At 67.9% G+C, this 13,699-nt stretch carries 13 protein-coding genes; 11 read left to right on the plus strand and 2 right to left on the minus strand.

Annotated features, from left to right (window positions below):
* Positions 1–44: 44 nt before the first annotated feature.
* On the minus strand, positions 45–575 hold the full coding sequence (locus tag RSA25_RS14505) for a hypothetical protein (protein WP_332809562.1): 531 nt from the start codon (positions 573–575) through the stop codon (positions 45–47).
* Positions 576–937: 362 nt separating this feature from the next.
* Here RSA25_RS14505 and proP point away from each other — a divergent pair, with 362 nt between their 5' ends.
* The 9 genes from proP to RSA25_RS14550 all read left to right on the plus strand — a co-directional run bounded on the left by proP (position 938) and on the right by RSA25_RS14550 (position 9,070).
* On the plus strand, positions 938–2,425 hold the full coding sequence (proP, locus tag RSA25_RS14510) for a glycine betaine/L-proline transporter ProP (RefSeq protein ID WP_332809563.1): 1,488 nt from the start codon (positions 938–940) through the stop codon (positions 2,423–2,425).
* A 295-nt stretch (positions 2,426–2,720) separates the two neighbouring features.
* On the plus strand, positions 2,721–5,015 hold the full coding sequence (locus RSA25_RS14515; protein WP_332809564.1) for a GH92 family glycosyl hydrolase: 2,295 nt from the start codon (positions 2,721–2,723) through the stop codon (positions 5,013–5,015).
* 120 nt (positions 5,016–5,135) lie between these two features.
* Complete coding sequence (locus tag RSA25_RS14520) at positions 5,136–5,474, plus strand: type II toxin-antitoxin system prevent-host-death family antitoxin (protein WP_332809565.1); 339 nt, start codon at positions 5,136–5,138, stop codon at positions 5,472–5,474.
* A gap of 3 nt (positions 5,475–5,477) precedes the next feature.
* Positions 5,478–6,104, plus strand: a complete 627-nt coding sequence (locus RSA25_RS14525; protein WP_332809566.1) for a hypothetical protein — start codon at positions 5,478–5,480, stop codon at positions 6,102–6,104.
* A 304-nt stretch (positions 6,105–6,408) separates the two neighbouring features.
* A complete protein-coding gene (locus RSA25_RS14530; RefSeq protein ID WP_332809567.1) occupies positions 6,409–6,738 on the plus strand; it encodes a DUF1778 domain-containing protein in 330 nt (109 codons plus the stop codon).
* Entirely contained in the window at positions 6,686–7,246 is a 561-nt protein-coding gene (locus RSA25_RS14535; protein WP_332809568.1) for a GNAT family N-acetyltransferase, read from the plus strand. Before RSA25_RS14530 ends, RSA25_RS14535 begins: the two co-directional genes overlap by 53 nt.
* A gap of 207 nt (positions 7,247–7,453) precedes the next feature.
* Complete coding sequence (locus RSA25_RS14540) at positions 7,454–7,876, plus strand: host attachment family protein (RefSeq protein ID WP_332809569.1); 423 nt, start codon at positions 7,454–7,456, stop codon at positions 7,874–7,876.
* Entirely contained in the window at positions 7,873–8,202 is a 330-nt protein-coding gene (locus tag RSA25_RS14545; RefSeq protein ID WP_332809570.1) for a thioredoxin family protein, read from the plus strand. The genes RSA25_RS14540 and RSA25_RS14545 overlap by 4 nt, the downstream gene beginning before the upstream one ends.
* Before the next feature lie 121 nt (positions 8,203–8,323).
* Positions 8,324–9,070, plus strand: coding sequence for a helix-turn-helix transcriptional regulator (locus RSA25_RS14550; RefSeq protein ID WP_332809574.1), 747 nt, complete (start codon positions 8,324–8,326; stop codon positions 9,068–9,070).
* Positions 9,071–9,093: 23 nt separating this feature from the next.
* On the opposite strand, the gene RSA25_RS14555 is transcribed toward RSA25_RS14550, so the two are convergent.
* Complete coding sequence (locus tag RSA25_RS14555; protein ID WP_332809571.1) at positions 9,094–10,326, minus strand: MFS transporter; 1,233 nt, start codon at positions 10,324–10,326, stop codon at positions 9,094–9,096.
* A gap of 236 nt (positions 10,327–10,562) precedes the next feature.
* Here RSA25_RS14555 and RSA25_RS14560 point away from each other — a divergent pair, with 236 nt between their 5' ends.
* Positions 10,563–12,422 carry an XVIPCD domain-containing protein gene (locus tag RSA25_RS14560; RefSeq protein WP_332809572.1) on the plus strand — a complete coding sequence of 620 codons (1,860 nt, stop codon included), beginning with the start codon at positions 10,563–10,565 and terminating at the stop codon, positions 12,420–12,422.
* Between the two features lie 68 nt (positions 12,423–12,490).
* Entirely contained in the window at positions 12,491–13,627 is a 1,137-nt protein-coding gene (locus RSA25_RS14565; RefSeq protein WP_332809573.1) for a hypothetical protein, read from the plus strand.
* Positions 13,628–13,699: the final 72 nt, after the last annotated feature.

Here is a 13,699-nt window from a genome sequence, read left to right on the forward strand (position 1 = left end):
GGGGGGGGGGCGGCTGCGACATGTTGTCGCAGCCGCCGCGGCGCTTACAGGATGTCGCCGTAGGCGCAGCCTACCGTCACCCAGCCCGGCGAGTAGCTCAGGTCCACCAGCACGCGCGCGTTGCGGTTGCCGCTCAGCGCCTTGCGATAGTCCATGCCCTTCCAGCCGTAGGTGGCTTCCATGGCGGCCTGGTCCGGGCGCGGCGACATGCCGCCGATGCGGTCCACGAGAGTCTTGCCGCGCGCCAGTTCCTGGCCCGGTGCCACCTTGAAGGCCAGCAGCATTTCGGTGGTGCTGGACAGGTGCACCAGGTCGGAAGTTTCGCCCCAGGCGGTGATCGGCGCGTCGCTCTTCCACAGGCTCAGGGCGGCGTCGCCGGAGGCGTCCGAACCGGCGTGGGCGAAATCGGTGACCTGCTCGGCGTTGATGGCGTCGGTGAACGCGGCCACTTCATCGGCGGTGAGCTTGCACTCGAGCAGCCGCGACAGCGTGGCGGCCGAGTTGTCCTGGGCGATGGCCGCGGCAGGGGCGAGCAGGCCGAGAAGGGCGCACAGGGTGGTGGTCTTGATGGACATGGAGCCTCGATGGTGGTGCGTGCTGAAGGGGATTGCCGCGCGCACGTTCCGTGTGAGCACGCCGCTGCGGCGGACGGATTCTGCACGATATCGATGGCAGCGCGACGTCTGTATGTGAAGATGAGATAAAGATCACATTTTTGATGTGTAGTACCATGGTCGCTTGATCATTGTCTCGGGCCATTGCCCGTCTCTCGGTCATCCTTCCTGCAGCGCCGTGGCGTCTCTCGCGGCCATCCGGGAACGTCTGTTGCAACCCCCTTCTTCGCGCATCGTGCCGCGTTCTTCCGGAGGCGGTGCTTTCCTGTGCCGTGCGCGGGACCTCGGGCGCAGTGATGGCCATGCTTCCAGGAGAAAGCAGAATGCAGGACCTGCATGCCGCACATGCCCATTTCGGGTGGTTCAAGCGACGCCGCCACGTGCACGTGGATGAAGTCACCGTCGTCGACCGCCCCATGCTGAAAAAAGCCGTCGGCGCCGCTGCGCTGGGCAATGCGATGGAGTGGTTCGATTTCGGCGTCTACGGCTACCTGGCGGTCACCCTGGGCCATGTGTTCTTTCCGTCCAGCAGCCCGACCGCGCAGTTGATCGCCGCCTTTGCCACCTTCACCGTCGCCTTCCTGGTGCGGCCGCTGGGTGGGATGGTGTTCGGCCCGCTCGGCGACAAGTACGGCCGCCAGAAAGTGCTGGCATTCACCATGATCCTGATGGCGCTGGGCACCTTCAGCATCGGCCTGATTCCCTCCTATGAGCGCATCGGCATGTGGGCGCCGGCGTTGCTGCTGCTGGCGCGCCTGGTGCAGGGCTTCTCCACCGGCGGCGAGTATGGGGGCGCGGCCACCTTCATCGCCGAATACTCCACCGACCGCAACCGCGGCCTGATGGGCAGCTGGCTGGAGTTCGGCACGCTGGGCGGCTACATCGCCGGTGCCGGCACGGTGACGGCGCTGCACATGGTGTTGAGCAGCGGGCAGATGCTGGACTGGGGCTGGCGCATTCCGTTCCTGGTGGCCGGTCCGCTGGGGTTGCTGGGCCTGTACATGCGCATGAAGCTGGAAGAAACCCCTGCCTTCCGCGCGTTCGCCGAAGAGGCGGAGAAGCGCGACCACGAACGCCCCGGGCTGGGCGCGCTGTTCCGCGTGCATTGGCCGCAGCTGCTCAAGTGCGTGGGCCTGGTGCTGGTGTTCAACGTCACCGACTACATGCTGCTCACCTACATGCCCAGCTACCTCAGCGTGACCATGGGCTATGCCGAGAGCAAGGGCCTGCTGCTCATCATCATCGTGATGCTGGTGATGATGCCGCTGAACGTGGTGGGCGGTATTTTCAGCGACAGGCTGGGCCGCCGCCCGATGATCATCGGGGCCTGCATCGCGCTGTTCGCGCTGGCCATCCCGTGCCTGAAGCTGGTCGGCACCGGCAACGACTGGTTGATCTTCCTTGGCCTGATGCTGCTGGGCCTGGCGCTGGTGTGCTTCACCAGTTCGATGCCGTCCACGTTGCCGGCGCTGTTCTATACGCCGGTGCGCTACAGCGCGTTGTCCATTGCATTCAATGTGTCGGTCTCGCTGTTTGGCGGCACCACGCCGCTGGTCACGGCCTGGCTGGTGGAGCGCACCGGTGACCCGCTGGTGCCGGCGTACTACCTGATGGGCGCGGCGGTGATCGGCATCATCACCATGCTGTTCGTGACCGAAACCGCCGGCCTGCCGCTGCGTGGCTCGCCGCCGGCAGTGGCCAGCGAAGCCGAGGCCAGGGCGCTGCTGCGCAGCGACGCGCCGATGACCGTGGATAGCGCGCAGCCGACGCTGCCCGAGGCGGTCATCCCCGACGATGCCCGCCCGGCCTGAGCGGGCGCCGGGTGCCTGACCCCGGGTAGAGCCACCCCTTGGGTGGCTGCGCGCGATGTCGGGTGGGTCGATAGCCACCCATGGGGTGGCGCTACCGGCACGCGGCTGTGCGGCGCGCGATGTCCGGTGGGTCGACAGCCACCCATGGGGTGGCTCTACCCGCATGCGGCTGTGCAGCTGCAACATGCGATCGCAAAAGGCGGGTGCTAGGATCGTGGGTACCTTGAATCGATCTAAATTCGACGACATGACCAGAACGGGGACGTTGCGCTGGATGGGGCTCGCAGTCGGAGCGATGTTGGTGGCTGGTACGGCCGGGGCAGCACCGGCGGGGCCGGGCGAGCGCGCCTACGCGGCCGTGGACCCCTTCATCGGCACCGGCGGGGAAGGGCACACCTATCCCGGCGCAACGGTGCCCTTCGGCATGGTCCAGCTCAGCCCGGATACGCGCATCCAGCCGCGCGAGAAGGCCTACGGCTGGGCGGCCGGCTACCGCTATGACGACAGCAGCATCGTCGGCTTCTCGCACACGCACTTTTCCGGCACGGGCCACTCGGACCTGGGCGACATCCTGGTGATGCCGTTCACCGGCACGCCCGGCCTGGAGCGCGGCGATCCGGAAAAGCCCCGCAGCGGCTATGCATCGCGCTTCCGCCACGACGATGAAAAGGCCGAGCCGGGTTACTACGCCGTCACCCTGGACGACTACAAGGTGCGCGCCGAACTGACCACCAGCGCGCGCGTGGGCGTGCACCGCTATGCCTTCCCCAAGGGCGCCGATGCCAAGGTATTGCTGGACATGCGCACCAGCATGTACGACTACCCAGGCAAGATCCTGTGGTCGCGGGTGCGCGTGCGCGATGACGGCACGGTCACCGGTTTCCGCGAAACCCGTGGCTGGGCGCCGGGCCGCCAGGTGTTCTTCGCGATGCGCTTCTCGCGCCCGCTGGCGCGCCACGAACTGCACAGCACCGAGAAGGACATCGCCTACAAGGGCTTCCCGCCGCCGGGCGAGAAGGACCCGGCGCAGCGCGCGCAGATCGAGGGGCGCCAGCTGGTGAGCACCTTCGAGTTCGGCAAGCTGGATGCCCCGCTGGTGGTCAAGGTGGCCATCTCGCCGGTGAGCGAAGCCGGTGCCATCGCCAACCTGGAGGCGGAGGTGGCCGATTTCGATTTTGACCGCGTGCGTGCGCAGGCCAGGCGTGAGTGGACCCAGGCGCTGTCGGTGCTGGATATCCAGGCCCCCGAGCATGCGCGCCGCAGCGCCTACACCGCGCTGTACCACACGATGCTCGGCCCGACGCTGTTCATGGATGCCGACGGCCAGTACCGCGGCTCGGACAATGCCGTGCACAAGGCCGACGGCTACACCAACTACTCCACGTTCTCGCTATGGGACACCTACCGCGCCCTGCACCCGCTGCTGACCCTGGTGCAGCCGGAGAAGCGCAACAGCGACTTCGTCAATTCGATGCTGGCCCACCATGAGCACAGCCCGTACGGGATGCTGCCGGTGTGGTCGTTCCACGGCCTGGAAGACTGGTGCATGATCGGCTACCACGCCGTGCCGGTGATCGCCGATGCCTACGTCAAGGGCATCCGGGGCTTCGATGCGGACAAGGCCCTCAAGGCGATGGTCGAGACCGCCAGTTACGGCCCCTACGACGGCATCGCGCAGTATCGCGAGCTGGGTTACGTGCCGATCGACGAAGAGGGCGAGGCGGCCAGCAAGACGCTGGAGTACGCCTTCGATGACTGGACCATCGCACGCATGGCCGAGGCGATGGGCCGCAAGGAGGTGAAGGCCACCTTCGACACGCGCGCCGGCAACTGGCGCCACGCCTTCGACGAGCAGACCGGTTTCATGCGCGCACGCAAGCGCGATGGCAGCTTCCGGACCCCGTTCGATCCGTCGGCCAGCGGCTACGGCACCGACTACACCGAAGGCAACGCCTGGCAGTATTCCTGGTATGTGCCGCAGGACGTGGCCGGGCTGGCGGCCGCGCACGGCGGCAGCGACAAGCTGCTGGCGCGGCTGGATGCGGTGTTCGAGGCCAAGGTCGATCCCGCGGTCTTCGAGCACATGGAGGACATCACCGGCCTGATCGGCTGGTACGCGCACGGCAACGAGCCCAGCCACCATGTGGCCTACCTGTACGCCTACGCCGGCCAGCCGTGGCGCACCCAGGCGCGGTTGAAGCAGATCATGGACACCCAGTACGCCGATCGCCCGGACGGGCTGGCCGGCAATGACGACGTGGGCCAGATGTCGGCCTGGTATGTGTTCACCGCGCTGGGCTTCTACCCGGTGGCCCCGGGCAGTGGCGAGTACATCCTGGGCCGGCCGTTCCTGCCGAGGACTGCGATGCGCCTGCCCAACGGCAAGACCTTCACCATCGTGGCCAAGGGCCTGGACGACCGGCACACCTATGTGGGCGGGGTGACCCTCAATGGCCAGCCGCTGCAGCGCACCTTCCTGCGCCATGCCGAGATCATGCAAGGGGGCGAGCTGGTCTTCACCATGCAGGCCGAGCCCAACACGGCCTGGCCGGGGCAGGGCGCGCCGGCGCCGTACTCGATGACCCGGTAGCCATCGGCCCGCCCCTGTGCCACGAGGGCGGGCGCGGCCAATGGGGCCAAAATGGGATTTATGTGCAATTTGGCCAAAAGGCGTATGATGGTTTCACTTCCCGCGCTGCTGGAGCCCGCCATGACCCTGCCCCTGGATCTGCCCGGCCTTGAGAAGGCCACCGCCTCCTCGGTCAAGACCCGTGGCTGGCCGAGCCTGATGCGCACCGTGCGCGAGAAGCAGGCGCTGGTGATCACCAACCACAACCACCCCGAAGCGGTGATCGTGGACATCAAGGCCTACCAGGCGTTGCTGGCCAAGGCCGCCGAGGCCGATGCCGACGCGCGCGGCGGTGAGCTGGCCCGCCTGCGCGCGCAGTTCGATGTGCAGCTGGCCGGGCTCAATCGTGACGGCGGGTTGGGCAAGGTACTGGGCAAACCGGTCCGTCGCGGCCCGATCACCCCCGGCCAGCCGCGCTGACCGATGGGGCGGATCCTGGTGCTTGCCGGCGTCAACGGCGCCGGCAAAAGTTCGCTGCTGGGCACCTGGCTGGAAGCCGAAGGCCTGTCCTGGTTCAATCCCGATGCGTTCACCCGCGAGCTGGTCCAGGCCGGCTGGCCCGCCGATGAGGCCAATTCGGCCGCCTGGCATGAAGGCACGCGCCGGCTGCGCCAGGCGATGGTGGACGGCAGCGACTTCGCCTTCGAAAGCACGCTGGGCGGCAACACCATCCCGCGCCTGCTGCGCGAGGCTTGCGCCAGCCACGAGGTGGCGATCTGGTTCTGCGGCCTGGACAGCGTGGCGCTGCACCTGGCGCGCGTGGCCGCGCGCGTGGCCCAGGGCGGCCACGACATCCCGCAGGACAAGATCCACGCCCGCTACGATGCCTCGCGCGAGAACCTGATCGCGCTGTTGCCGTACCTGGCCGAGCTGCATGTCTACGACAACAGCGCGCCGCTGGATGCCAATGGCTGCGCCGACCCGATGCCGCTGCTGCAACTGGACCGGCAAGGCCTGCAGTACCCGGTGTCGGTGGCGCAACTGCTGCACACCCCGGACTGGGCCAAGCCGATCGTGATGCGCGCGATGGAGTTGCACGCCATCCCGTGAGCGGCCTCGCCGCCCCGCACGCCGACTGTGCGTGCACTATAAGTCTCTGATTTAAAGGCAATCATGGCGTTTGCCGACGGGCGCGGCTGCCTGCCTTGCGGGCTCCGGCATATTGAAGTACGGGTGGTGGTTGCATTTTGGCACCATCGCCACTAGTGTATGCCTCACAACAAACCCGGGAGGCTGCATGGCGATCAGATAAACATCCAAAAAAAATCAAAACGTGAATCGGGACAGCATGCTGTCAAACAGCAAGGCTGCACCCCGCTCTCGCTTCGGCGAGCCAAAGTCAGGAGTTAAACGAATGCAAGCGAATAATGCCGAAAGGGGCCGCATCACTGCGCGCATCACGGCACATGCGCAGCAGCTAATCGAAACGGCAGCTGAGATGACCGCGACGACGACAAACCAGTTCGTCGCCCAGGCAGCGCTGCGGGAAGCTGAAAGAGTCATTGACGAATACCGGGTGATCCGCCTTTCCGAGGCAGACAGCCAGCGTTTTCTCGATGCCCTGGATAACCCGCAGCCGCTTTCTGATCGCCTCACTGCCTCTCTATCAACAATTTTGAGGGGCAAGAACTATGAACCAGGAAGTACAAGTAGAACCCTTGAGTGGAAGCCACGACGTAAGTGATTTCGACTGTGGCAATGAATCACTGAGTACCTGGCTGAAGCAGCATGCCCGCCAGGGCGACAGCAAGGGCTCCAGCAGGACCCACGTGCTGCGATTGAGCCCGGCGCAGTTGTCCAGCGTATTCGGCTACGGTCCGGAAAAAGCCGCCAGCCTCGCGGTGGCAGGCTACTTCACCTTGAGTGCCTCGACGCTGGACAGATCCAGGCTCCAGCCCCGGCACTCGCGGGGGCAGATGCAACAGATGCCCGTCATTTTGTTGGGCAAGCTGGCCATTGACCATCGACTGCAGGGCGCCGGACTGGGCGAATTGCTGGTCGGTGAGGCCATCATTCGCGCTGCCGAGGCATCCCGACTGATTGGTGCCGCCGGCATCTTCGTCGAGGCCATCGATGATGGCGCCGCCGCTTTCTACAGGAAATGCGGTTTTCAAGAGTGCCAGGACGACGCAACCAAGCTTTGGCTGCCGATGCCTGCCATCTACGCTCGATTGAGTGAAATGCTTCGCTGATTGCGTCAGCGCCTTCACTCTCGATTGGATGCGACACTCGAACGACAGGGCCCTGCAGGCAGGCATCCGCTTCCAGGGCCCTGTTTCCCGATCAACGCGGACAGGCGCATTGCACACGCGGCGCACACATTCGTATGCGCGGTGCTTACATGCCACTGCCTACCTTGGACCTCGGGCACAACAGCCCGTTTTCCCAAGGAGTCCACGATGCAGCAGCCCATTCCCGAAGGTACCCTGGTCGTCGTCGCAGACGGCGGCTCGGCCCGCGTATTCACCAATGTGGGTGATGGCCGCAGCCTGCAGCTCAAGCAGCATGAAGAGTTGAAGGTGCAGGACATCAGCGCGCAGGGCGTGTCCGGGCAGGGGCCGTCGGGGTCGATGCCGCAGGACACGAGCATCTCGCAGATGAACGAGGCCACCTTCGCCAAGCAGCTGGCCGCACAGTTGAACGAAGACGCACTCAACAACCGCTATGCGCACCTGGTGCTGATCGCCGACCCGCAGACGCTGGGACGGATCCGGCCGCAGCTGCACAAGGAGGTCCAGTCGCGCCTGCTGGCCGATCTGGCCAAGGATCTCACCAACGCGCCGCTTGAAGACATCCAGCGGGCGCTCGAGCAGCCGCGATGAGCTACACCCGCGACTACGCCCGCCAGGAACCCACCCGCGCCGAGCTCGATGCGGCGCGAGGCTGGCAGCTGGTGGAATTCGGTGCGCCGTGGTGCCCGCATTGCAGCGGCGCGCAGATGGCACTGAAGGACTGGCTGGGCGAGCACGACGACATCGCGCACGTGAAGATCGAGGATGGCAAGGGGCGGCCGGCAGGTCGCTCTTATCAGGTCAAGCTGTGGCCCACGCTGGTGCTGCTGCGCGACGGCGAAGAAGTGGCGCGCGTGGTGCGCCCGCGCCAGGACACGGACATGGCGCGGCTCGACGAGGCCTTGACGCTCTCCTAAGGCAGGCAGGCAGCGCGGCGCGGCGGTCGGGCTAGAATCAGCCAGCGATCGTTGTCATGGACCCCTGCGCGTGCCGACTGTAAAGCCAGACAAGTGCCCCGCCGACGGGGAAGGCCGGCGCCTGTCGGTCGGGCCGGCATCGCCGGTGGTCTGCCGGGCGCGCGATTACACCGCCGGCACGGTGATTGGGTTGCATCACCATCCCGACCGGCACCAGCTGGTGTATGCCGAATCCGGCGTGCTGGTGGTGCAGGCCGGGGCCGGGCGGTGGGTGGTGCCGAGCACGCGTGCGATCTGGATGCCGGTGGGCATGGGCCACAAGGTCAGCTGCATCGGCGCGGTGCGCATGCGCAGCCTGTATATTCTGCCGGAGGCGATCGCCCAGCCGCCGCCCGCGGCCTCCACCGTATCGGTGACACCGCTGCTGGCCACCCTGATCCGCGCGGCCGTGGACGTGGTCCAGCCGTATCGGCAGGACTCGCGCGATGGCCGGGTGATGCAGCTGATCGTGGACGAACTGCAGACCCTGCCGGTAGTGCCGCTGCACCTGCCGCAGCCACTGGATGCACGCTTGCAGGCCATCGCGCAGCGGCTGGAAAGCCACCCGGACGATGCCTCCACGCTGCAGGACTGGGCCACGCGCCTGGGCGTGGACGTCAAGACGATCCAGCGCCTGTGCGCGCGCGAGCTGGGCATGACCTTCGGGCAGTGGCGGCAGCAGGCCCGGCTGCTGCGCGCGTTGGAACGGCTGGCGCACGGCCACAAGATCATCGACGTGGCGCTGTCGCTGGGCTATGCCAGCCCCAGCGCGTTCACCGCGATGTTCAAGAAGCGCTTCGGCCAGTTGCCGAGCCAGTTCTTCCAGTAAGCCCCACCGTGCCGCGGGCCGGCCTAGCCCTGGCGGGTCCTGGGCAGGAAGGCGGTGGCCAGGCCCAGCAACGGCAGGTACGAGGTGAGGTGGTAGACCCACACGATGCCGTGTGCGTCGGCCAGCTTGCCCAACCCGGCCGCGCCCAGGCCGCCGATGCCGAACATCAGCCCGAACATCAACCCGGACACCATGCCCACCCGGCCGGGCACGGCTTCCTGCGCATACACCACCAACGCGGCGAACGCCGAGGACATCACCAGGCCGACCGCGACGGCCAGCACGGCGGTGCCCATCAGGTTGGCGTAGGGCAGGGCGAGCGCGAATGGGGCCACGCCGAGGAAGGAGATCCAGATCACCGCCTTGCGCCCGATGCGGTCGCCGACCGGGCCGCCGATGAAGGTGCCCAGCGCGATGGAGGCCAGGAACACGAACAGATACATCTGGCTCTGCTGGATGCTGAGGTGGAAGCGCTCGATCAGGTAGAAGGTGAAGTAGTTGGTGATCGAGGCGATGTATACGAACTTGGCGAACATCAGCACCGAGACCACGGCGATCGCCTGCACCACCTTGCGCCGGTCCAGGCCGGTGCCGGGGTTGCGCGCCAGGCTGCTCATCTTGGCCTGGCCATGGCGCACGGTCCACCCGGTGAGGCGGAACAGCACGGTGATGGCCAGCGCGGCCACCAGCAGGAACCAGCCGATGGCGCGCTGCCCGTGCGGGATCACCACGGCGGCGGCCAGCAGCGGGCCGATCGCCGAGCCGGTGTTGCCGCCCACCTGGAAGGTGGACTGGGCGGTGCCGAAGCGGCCGCCGGAGGCCATGCGGGCCACGCGCGAGGCTTCCGGGTGGAAGGTGGCCGAGCCGATGCCCACCACGGCCGCGGCCACCAGCAGCATCGGGTAGCTGTTGGCCAGCGCCATCATCGCGATGCCCACGAAGGTGGCCATCATGCCGGCGGGCAACAGGTAGGGAAGCGGCCGCTTGTCGGTGTACATGCCCACCCACGGCTGCAGCAGCGAGGCGGTGATCTGGTAGACCAGGGCGATCACCCCGATCTGGCCGAAGCTGAGCTGGAACTGGCTCTTGAACATCGGATACACCGCCGGCAGCACCGCCTGGATCATGTCGTTGAGCAGGTGCGCGAAGGCGGCGGCGCCGACGATGCGGATCGCAAAGCCCTGGTGGGCCGGCGCATTGCCCGGGGCGGGCGGAAGGGGAGCGGGCGCGCTGGCGCCGGGAGTATCGGGAGTCATGGACGGCATCGAACGCAGGGGCGGCCGACGAACCCAGGCGCGGGGCGGTGGGTGGGCGGACCGACGGGCAAAGGGGGGGCTGGCCGCCTAGGGTAGGCCGCGAACGGTGTCCCGTCTCGCGCGATTTGGGCGGCTGTCGTCGCGATAGGGGCATTGGGTGAGGCGCATGGGCGCCGTGAACATTGCCTTCAGTGGAACCGATTACAATCAAACGGTTGATTGAAGGAGTAAATGGCATGACGGACGACGCAAACCAGACCGGCGCAGCCAGCATCGCGCGCCACCGCACCGCCGCCGAAGTGGCGTTCAATCCGGACTACGGTTCGGCCAACAGCGAGTATCGCGCCGCCCTGGGCGGCCAGGCCATCAGCTGGAACCCCGGCGATGGCGCGGTCAAGGGCGCCACCGAGCGCGACGTGGCACGGGTGGGCGCGGTGGCCCAGACCCAGGGCCAGGCGGTGACCTTCACCCACGCCAGCGCCGATGGCCTGGTGAACTACCAGGTGCAACTGGAGCAGATGGCCGGCGCCCGCGCCGAGCACGGCGGTGCCAGTGCGCGTGCGGCCGCGGCCGAAGTGGGCAGCACGGTGGGCACGCGCGGGCGCTACCTGGTCAGCCTGCCGGCCGGCCATGACGCCACCGATGCCGCGCGGGTGAATCCGTTCGATCCCACCTCGATCCCGGTGGGCGGGCGGGTCACGATGGACGCGCAGGCCTTCCAGGGCACCGCGCTGGAAGCCAGCTTCCGCCACATCGCCACCCAGACCCAACTCACCGAGGCCAGCGGCGCCAGCTACCGCGTGGACCGGGTGGATGACGCGCATGTGCGCGTGAGCATGGGGCCCAACCAGGCGGTTTCGGCCTTCAACGGGATGGGCGTGGCGGCAGGCGGGGTGAGTGCGATGGTCGGCCGTCAGGATGCACTGGGGCAGTCCACCCTGCGCACCGCCACCTTCGACCTGGCCCAGCCCGATGGGCAGGCCGCGTATGCGCACTTCGTCGGCAGCGGCGAGATCGCCGCGCAGACGCCGGGCGTGGACGGGGTGGCCAGCGTCGAGCGGCTGGGCATGAGCTCGCAGACGCGCCTGCAGGTGGGCATCGGCGATGCGCTCAGTGCCGACCTCGGCGGCGCGCGCAATGCCGGTGAAGTGGTCCGCACGCGGTTCGAGGATGGCAGCCACGTGGATGCGCGGCGGCTGGCCTACAGCGATAACGTGCCGATGACGCGGCTGAGCGTGCATGGTGCCGACGGCACCGAGAACGTGCCGGCACGCCGTTATGAATTCCAGTTCGACCTGCGCGACCAGCCGCATGGCGAGCAGATCGCCGGGATGCTCAACACCGCGCTGACCGGCGACCCCCGCCGCGAAGGGCCGGTGCAGGCCGGCGACAACCTCACCCTGCGTTTCGACGAGGCGCAGATGCGCACGCTTATGACGCAGACCCAGGCACTGGCGCAGGCCAACCCGACCGGCGACCCGCGTTGGCGGTTGCTGGCCGAGGACGGACAGGGCAAGCCGCAGCAGGACGTGGACGCGTTTGCCACCTCGCTGGCGCGGCTGCAGGGCCAGTCGGCCTACGGCATGGCCGAGCGCCTGTTCCATCTCTCCAACGCCGCCGATGGCGACCTGCGCAAGGGCTTTGCACCGATCGAGGCCAGCGTGGACAGCCCGCGCCTGCGCAACCTGCCAGCGCCCTCGCCGTTGCTGCCGCAGGACCCCCGCCACCCCGACAGCCCCGACCATGGCCTGATGCGGCAGGGGCAGTGCGCCGTGGAGGCGCTGGATGCCGGCATGGGACGCCAGCCGGATGCCATGAGCGAGCGGCTTTACATGGGCCTGGTGGTGGCCGCGCGCCGCGAAGGGCTGGAGCGCATCGACCAGGCCGTGCTGAGCGAGAACGGCCAGTATGCGTTCGCGGTGCAGGGCGACCCCCACGGTGCGGACCGCCGCCTGGCACGCGCCGAGACCAGCGAAGCGGTGGCCACGCCGGTGGGCGAGCATGTGCGTGCGTTGCAGGCCACGCCCGAGGCGCAGGTGGCCGAGCCGCCGGAGCAGCAGCGCGGCGAGGTGCAGGCGGCCGCGTTGGCCCGGTAAGAGGCGGCGGGCGCCTGCCCACCATGGTAGTTTGCCGACCGCTTCCCGATCGTCTTCGAGTGCCTTGCATGACCCTTTCCCTGCTCGCGCTGGCCCTGTCCGTGGCCAGCGCGGATGTGCCGGCCGCGCCCTTGCTGCAGCCGGGTGTGTACGTGCTGCAAGCGGACGCGACGTGGCCGGCGGCACCGGAGGACGCCCCATCCGGCCAGGCGTATGAGTGGCGCGATGTGCACGCCTTGCCGACGGCGGCGAGGGTGCGCGTGGCCTATGTCGCGCTGGACGCGCGGGCGGGCCTGAACCGGCTGGTGTTCGCCACCGACCCGGGCTACCGTTACGACATCAACAGCGCCAACACGCTGTGCCCGGCGTATGCGTTTCCCGGCTGGAATTTCCGTTCCGAGGCAATGCCGTTCTGCCGGACCAACATCGCCAACGACGGCCGCGAGGCGATGTTGGACGGGGAGGCGCGCGCCTTCACGCTGCGTTGGCCGGAGCAGAAAACCTTCCTGCGCACCGAGAAGATCCCGGCGCGGCGCAAGCCGACACCGGAGGAAGTGGGTGCCTGCGCGATCTCGGATGTGTGCGAGCCGGACGCGTATGGGCGCAGCATCCAGCATTACGCCATGACCCGCGCCCGCGATCGTTTCGTGTTGCAGCAGGCGCGACCCTTCGTGGACATGCTGTACCTGCCCAGGGCCATCGCGCTGCACCGGGCCGCCGATGCACACAGTGCGGCCAGCGCGCTGCCCGCCGACAGTTTCGTGGCGGTGCTGGGCCGCACGGCGGCGTGGTACGAAGTGGAGCCGGTGGTGGCCGGCGGCCACGCACAGACCGGCTGGATCGATCGGGACGTGCTGGTGCCGCTGCACTGGGTGGACCAGCAGGCGCGCCTGCCCGGGGTCGGCTTCCGCCTGGGCTATGCGCCGGCCGGCGGGGACGATGGCGATGGCCCGGTACAGATCGCCGCCATCGAGATACGCGACGCCGACAGTGGCCAGCGGCGGCAGGTGCTGCGCGATTTCGACAGCGACCCCGTGGGCGAGGATCGCGAGGTTCTGCAGTTGATCGACGTGGACGGCGATGGCCATGCGGACATCGTGGTGCCGGGCGTGGCGGGCGACCCCGGCGACGGCCAGGGGCAGCTCGTGTTCCGCTTCGATCCGCGCACGCGGCGGTTTGCCGAGGTGCCGGACGCGGCGCCCTGAGCGCCGGCGGCGCGCGGCATGACCCGCCGGCGCCACGGCAGGCCACACCCCGAGGGGGGGGGGGTTGCCGTA

It is taken from the genome of Stenotrophomonas sp. (genome assembly GCF_036662295.1).
Taxonomy (GTDB): Bacteria; Pseudomonadota; Gammaproteobacteria; order Xanthomonadales; family Xanthomonadaceae; genus Stenotrophomonas.